We start from the raw sequence: 5,159 nt of genomic DNA, 5'->3' as shown, positions 1-5,159 counted from the left end.
TCGACAGCGAGCATTCGGCGATCTTTCAATGCCTGCCCGAAGACCGCACGCAATGGAAGCAGCGCATCGACCACATCGTGCTGACCGCATCGGGTGGCCCCTTCCGCCGGCGTGACCCGGCTTCGCTGGCTGGTGTGACGCCTGAAGAGGCGTGCGCGCACCCGAACTGGGTCATGGGTCGCAAGATCTCGGTCGACTCCGCCACGATGATGAACAAGGCGCTCGAGGTGATCGAGGCGCGTTGGCTGTTCGACTTGACGCCGGAGCAGGTGAGGGTGGTGATCCACCCGCAGAGCATCATTCATTCGATGGTAGTGTGCCGCGACCAGTCGGTGCTGGCTCAATTGGGCACGCCCGACATGCGGGTGCCGATTGCGTACGGGCTGGCGTTCCCTGAGCGCATCGAATCGGGCGCCGATGCGCTGGATTTCCTGTCGCTGGGCGCCTTGACCTTCGAGCCGCCCGAGCGCGCGCGCTTCCCGGGCCTGTTCCTGGCGTGGGATGCGCTGCACGGCCCGCATGGCAGCACTGCGGTGCTCAATGCGGCCAACGAGGAGGCCGTGGCGGCCTTCCTGGATCGGCGCATCGGCTTCGATGCGATTCACCGCATCAATGCGGACACTTTGGAAGCCTTGCCACCGCGCCTGTCGCTCGACGCACCGATTGAAGACCTGCTCGACCTGGACCGCCAGGCGCGCGACAGCGCCCGTCAGCGGGTGCAGAGCCTGCAGCGCTGAGGGCCATCGACCATGAACATGGTGCTTGGCTTCCTGCTCACGCTCGGCATCCTGATCGTCGTGCACGAATACGGCCACTACAAGGTGGCGCGCTGGTGCGGCGTCAAGGTGCTGCGCTTCTCGATCGGCTTCGGAAAGGTGATCTGGCGTCGCCAGGCCCATCCCGATGCCACCGAGTTCACCATCTCAGCCATTCCGCTCGGCGGTTATGTGCGGATGCTCGGGCACGGGGAGCCGTTCCCTGCCGAGCGGGCCCATGAGGCATTTGATGCCCAACCGCTGCGCCGGCGGGCCGCCGTCATTGCGGCCGGTCCGGTCGCCAACCTCGCGTTGGCGGTGCTGCTGTATGCCGGTGCCAACTGGTGGGGCAATGACGTGCCGATGGCCATCGTGTCGACGCCACCGGCGCGCACGCTGGCGGCCGAAGCAGGCTTGACCGCTGGCGACTGGGTGCAGGCCAGCGCCACCCAGGCCGGCGAATGGGAAGACGTCACATCCATGAGCGACCTGTTGCGGCAGGTGACGCAGGCTGCATTGCAGGCTGAGGACCTGCAACTGCAGGTCGGCGATTCGGACGGCAGCCACCGCCGCCAGCTGACCTTGCGGCTGTCGACGTTGGCCGGACAGGACATCGACGCCAGCACCTTCCAGCGCATCGGCATCGGCGTGCCTTTCCGCCCGCCCGTGATGGGCCGGCCGACGGCGGGCGGCCCGGCCGAAAAGGCCGACGTGCGCGCCGGCGACCTGGTGCTGAGCATCGACGGCGTGCCGGTGGTCGACGCGCAGGGCCTGATCGATCGGATCCGCGCGCACCCGACCGGCGACGTGGTGCCGATGCACTGGGTGGTCGAACGTGGGGGCCAGCGTGTCGAGCTCGATGTTTCCTCGCGCGCCGTGACCGAAGGCGGCAAGACCTTCGGCCGCATCGATGCCCCGGTGGGTGGGCCGGTGCGCCTGACCAACGTTCGCTTCGGTTTGTGGGATGGCCTGGTCCGTGGTGTCGAGCGCACCTGGGAGATGGCCGGCATGAGTCTGAAGATGCTGGGCCGCATGTTGGTCGGCCAGGCCTCGCTGCGCAACCTCAGCGGGCCATTGACGATCGCAGACTATGCGGGCCAGTCGATCCAGCACGGCCTGAGCGACTACCTCGACTTCCTCGCGATGGTCAGTGTCAGCCTCGGGATATTGAACTTGCTGCCGCTGCCGATGCTCGATGGTGGGCACCTGATGTATTATCTTTTCGAGGGCGTGACCGGTCGACCGGTCTCGGATCTGTGGCTCAAATGGCTGCAGCGCAGTGGGGCCTTCGTACTCCTGCTGATGATGACCATCGCTCTCTCCAACGACGTGGCCCGCATGCTGGGCCTGCAGTGACACCCTCCCGATGCCATTTCCCTTTGCCTTGACCTCGCTGCGTCCAGTTCCTGCGTACGTGGCCCTGATGGCTGCTGCCACGGTCGCGACATCTGCTCGGGCTGTCGAACCCTTCAAGATCGACGACATCCGTATCGAAGGCCTGCAGCGGGGTGACCCCGGCAGCGTGTTCGGTGCGCTGCCGTTCCGCATCGGCGACGAGTACAACGACGACAAGGGTGCTGCCGCGCTGCGCGCGCTGTTTGCGACCGGCCTGTTCAAGGACGTGCGCATCGACATCGAAGGCCAGGTGGTCGTCATCGTCGTCGAAGAACGTTCGGTGATCTCTTCGGTGAACTTCATTGGCCTGCGCGAGTTCGACAAGGACACGCTGGCCAAGGCGCTGAAAGAGAACGGCATCTCCGAAGGCCAGCCCTACGACAAGGCTGTGATCGACCGCGCCGAGCAGGAAATCAAGCGCCAGTACCTGACGCGCAGCCTGTACGGTGCCGAGGTGGTCACGACCGCCACCCCGATCGAGCGCAACCGCGTCAACATCACCTTCACCGTGGTCGAAGGCGATGTCGCGAAGATCAACGCCATCCGCATCGAGGGTGCCAAGGCCTTCAGCGAATCGACGCTGCTGGACCTGATGGATCTGACCACCGGTGGTTGGCTGAGCTGGTACACCAAGTCGGACCGTTACTCCCGCGCCAAGCTGAACGCCGACCTCGAGAAGATCCGTGCCTACTACCTGAACAAGGGCTACCTGGAGTTCGACGTCAAGACGACCCAGGTCACGATCTCGCCGGACAAGCAAGAAATCAGCATTACCATCGGCATCGAAGAAGGCCAGCCCTACACGGTGGCTGGCGTGAAGCTCGAAGGCGAGTACCTGGGCCGCGAAGAAGACTTCAAGAAGCGCGTGGTGATCAGCCCGGGCGAGCCGTACCGCGGTGACGAGGTCACGGCGACGACGCGTGCCTTCTCCGATCTCTACGGCACCTACGGCTACGCCTTCGCCCGCATCGAACCGCGGCAAGACATCGACCGCAAGACCGGTCAGGTGGTGATCGTGTTGCAGGGCAGCCCCGGCGTGCGTGTGAATGTGCGCCGCGTCAACATCGCCGGCAACACCATCACCCGCGACGAAGTGCTGCGCCGCGAGTTTCGCCAGTTCGAATCGGCCTGGTACGACAGCGCGAAGATCAAGCTCTCGCGCGATCGGGTCGAACGCCTGGGCTACTTTGAAGAAGTGACCGTCGATACCCAGGAAGTGCCAGGTTCGCCCGATCAGGTCGACCTGGTGCTGAACGTGAAAGAGAAGCAGACCGGCAGCCTGCAGCTGGCGGCCGGCTACTCGACCGCGGGCCTGTCGTTCTCCGGTTCGATCAAGAAAGAAAACGTCTTCGGCACCGGTAACTACCTGGGCCTGGAAGTCAGCACCAGCAAGCTCACCCGTAACTTGGTGGTCAGCACGGTCGACCCGTACTTCACCGACGATGGTGTCTCGCGGGCGGTGGACGTCTACTACCGCACCTCCAAGCCGCTGAACAGTCTGGCCCAGGCCTATCAATTGGCCACGCCCGGCGCGGCCGTGCGGTTCGGCGTGCCGTTCACCGAGTACGACACGGTGTTCTTCGGCGTCGGTGTCGAGCAAACGATCATCGGTACGGACGAAGGCATTCCGCAAAGCTACAGTGATTTCGTCCACACGTTTGGCAACCACGCGTTGAGCGTGCCGTTGACGGTGGGTTGGGCGCGCGAAGAGCGTGACAACCCCCTGGTTCCCACGAAGGGGCGTTATCAGCGCGTCAACCTGGACTTCAGCGTCGCGGGCGATGTGCATTACGCGCGCTTGAATGCGCAGTACCAACAGTACTTCTCGCTGACCAGCAAATTGACACTGGGCGTCAATGCCGAAGTGGGGGCCGGCTATGGCCTGAGCGGCAAACCCTACCCGGTGTTCAAGAATTTCTATGGCGGCGGCTTGGGTTCGGTGCGGGTGTTCGAGTCCGGTTCGTTCGGCGGCACGGACATCACCGGTGCCAAGGATGGCGGCTCGAAGAAGCTGAACCTGAACTCCGAGCTGTATTTCCCCGTGCCGGGATCGGGCAACGACAAGTCATTGCGGATCTTCGCGTTCGCCGATGCGGGCAACGTGTGGCGTGAAGATTCTGCCGGCACGCTGCGACAGCGCCAGGAACTCGGGCAGTCCGGCTCGCTGGAGGACTTGCGAGCCTCCGCGGGCTTCGGCCTGAGCTGGATTTCGCCAGTGGGCCCGCTGAAACTCAGTTACGGTACACCGTTGCGCTCCTTCAGGGGCGATAAAATCCAACGTTTCCAGTTTCAAGTCGGAACGGCCTTTTGATGATCATGTCGCTTAGCAAAACCCTCGTCGCTGCGGCGGCCCTGTCTCTGGCCGCTGGCATTCATGCCCAGGAGCTGAAGATCGGCTACGTCAACAGCGAGCGCGTTCTGCGCGAAGCTGCACCGGCCAAGGCCGCCCAGGCCAAGCTGGAAGCCGAGTTCAAGAAGCGCGAAACGGAGTTGGCCGACCAGGGCAACCGCCTGCGCGGTGCGATGGAAAAGCTGGAGAAGGAAGGCCCGACGCTGCCCGAATCCGAGCGCACCCGTCGCCAGCGCGATCTGGCTGACCAGGATCGCGACTTCCAGCGCAAGCGCCGCGAGCTGCTGGAAGACCTGAACCAGCGCAAGAACGAAGAGCTGTCGGCCGTCGTCGAGCGTGCCAACAAGGTCATCAAGCAGATCTTCGAACAGGAAAAGTACGACCTGATCCTGCAGGAAGTCATCTTCGCCGGCCCGCGCGTGGACATCACCAAGAAGGTGGTGGACGCGTTGAACGCCGGCAAGTGAATGGCGGACTGACCATGCCTTCGCGGCCGGGCGAGACCCTTGCTGTCCGCCTGGCCGATATCGCCGCCGCGCTTGGCGGCGAATTGCGTGGCGACGGTGAGCGCCTCGTCGAACGCATCGGCCCGCTGGAGGCCGCCAACCCCACGACCATCAGCTTTCTGGCGCAGGCCCGCCTGAAACCGCTGCTGGACA

General features: G+C 64.2%; 3 protein-coding genes and 2 pseudogenes. All 5 read left to right on the top strand.

What is annotated here, in order from left to right; translation table 11 throughout:
• Window positions 1–737: pseudogene (locus VFY73_RS22470) on the top strand (1-deoxy-D-xylulose-5-phosphate reductoisomerase); the annotation flags it as partial.
• Window positions 738–749: 12 nt separating this feature from the next.
• The gene (gene rseP / locus VFY73_RS22465; protein ID WP_329722980.1) at window positions 750–2,111 is read left to right on the top strand and encodes an RIP metalloprotease RseP; all 1,362 of its coding nucleotides are present in this window, start codon (window positions 750–752) and stop codon (window positions 2,109–2,111) included.
• Between the two features lie 67 nt (window positions 2,112–2,178).
• A complete protein-coding gene (gene bamA / locus VFY73_RS22460) occupies window positions 2,179–4,461 on the top strand; it encodes an outer membrane protein assembly factor BamA (RefSeq protein ID WP_329722978.1) in 2,283 nt (760 codons plus the stop codon).
• Window positions 4,461–4,967: an OmpH family outer membrane protein gene (locus VFY73_RS22455; protein WP_414654511.1), complete on the top strand. Its 507-nt coding sequence runs from the start codon at window positions 4,461–4,463 to the stop codon at window positions 4,965–4,967. The genes bamA and VFY73_RS22455 overlap by 1 nt, the downstream gene beginning before the upstream one ends.
• Window positions 4,964–5,159, top strand: a pseudogene (locus tag VFY73_RS22450) (UDP-3-O-(3-hydroxymyristoyl)glucosamine N-acyltransferase); the annotation flags it as partial. The gene VFY73_RS22455 and the pseudogene VFY73_RS22450, both read left to right, overlap by 4 nt.

Source organism: Ideonella sp. (genome assembly GCF_036277275.1).
Lineage (GTDB): Bacteria > Pseudomonadota > Gammaproteobacteria > Burkholderiales > Burkholderiaceae_C > Ideonella.
The sequence above is the reverse complement of the archived record's forward strand: the minus strand, read 5'-3'. Positions and strand labels throughout refer to the sequence as shown.